Raw genomic sequence first — 649 nt, 5'->3', positions numbered from 1 at the left:
GTGGTAGTACGAATACTCTACTGTGTCTGCAATCATGGCCGAGATAAGAGGGTTGGTCATCATAAAGATGCCAGTAATCACCGCTAACCACGCCATCACGACCGTTGGATTATCATAGCCAGTAAAATAGAACCCAATGCGAGCGATGATCTCTAAAACACACAGCGCAATAAAGATGTCACGTTTTTTGAAACGCTTTGTCAGCACAGGCGTAGCCAAACATGCGATCGCACTTACCAAAGTGATGGTACCAATCAGAGAGACTAACCCTGCATCTCCCATGTTGTATGTGAAGAAGAAAATGTACAGGCCATTCACTAGATTGAAAAACACATTCATGAAAAACGCTGCCAGAATAAAAAACAACGGCTTATTTTTACGAACGGCTTGAAAGGTTTGTTTTAGCGTGACTTTTTCGCAGCTCTTCGTCGAGATGCGTTCTTTGGTGTTGTAAAAACCGTTCAGCATGAAGAACAAACCCGCAATCATCAACACAATCACAGCTGGTAAGTAACCCTGATCTGCGCGGCCATCAGCGAAGTAAGCGCTCAGTTTCGGGAACACAACCAAAGTCGCACCAATACCCGCATTCACCCCTAACATGGCACAAGTTGCCGCTTTTGCTCGCTCTTGTGGTTCATCCGTCATA

Annotated in this window: 1 protein-coding gene; it reads right to left on the bottom strand. The window is 45.1% G+C overall.

Features of this window, described 5'->3' with window-relative positions:
- Window positions 1-649: MFS transporter (locus R7Z77_RS26190; protein WP_318137156.1), on the bottom strand; the 649-nt coding region annotated here is incomplete at both ends.

Source organism: Vibrio sp. 1401 (assembly GCF_033340295.1).
The sequence above is the reverse complement of the archived record's forward strand: the minus strand, read 5'-3'. Positions and strand labels throughout refer to the sequence as shown.